We start from the raw sequence: 271 nt of genomic DNA on the forward strand, positions 1-271 counted from the left end.
CGCGCGACGCCGCCATGGCCGAGGTGCTGGCGCAGACGGGTGCGGAGGTCGTGCACCCCTACAACGATGCGCGGGTGATCGCGGGGCAGGGCACCGCCACGCTGGAGCTGCTGCACAGCGTGCCCGGCCTCGACACCGTGCTGGCGCCGGTGAGCGGCGGTGGCCTGCTGTCGGGCACGGCGATCGCCGCGCAGTCGCTCAAGCCCGGCATTCGCGTGTTCGGCGCTGAACCCGAACAGGCCTGCGACGCGCACGACTCGCTGAAGTCCGG

1 protein-coding gene is annotated in these 271 nt (G+C 73.4%); it reads left to right on the forward strand.

The window, feature by feature from the left end; translation table 11 throughout:
- Nucleotides 1–14: 14 nt before the first annotated feature.
- A partial coding sequence (locus FLQ44_RS19895; RefSeq protein WP_240801351.1) for a pyridoxal-phosphate dependent enzyme occupies nt 15–271 on the forward strand: 257 nt, incomplete at its 3' end.

Origin of the sequence: Vogesella mureinivorans (assembly GCF_007644035.1) — a bacterium.
In the GTDB taxonomy this organism is placed as follows: Bacteria; Pseudomonadota; Gammaproteobacteria; order Burkholderiales; family Chromobacteriaceae; genus Vogesella; species Vogesella mureinivorans.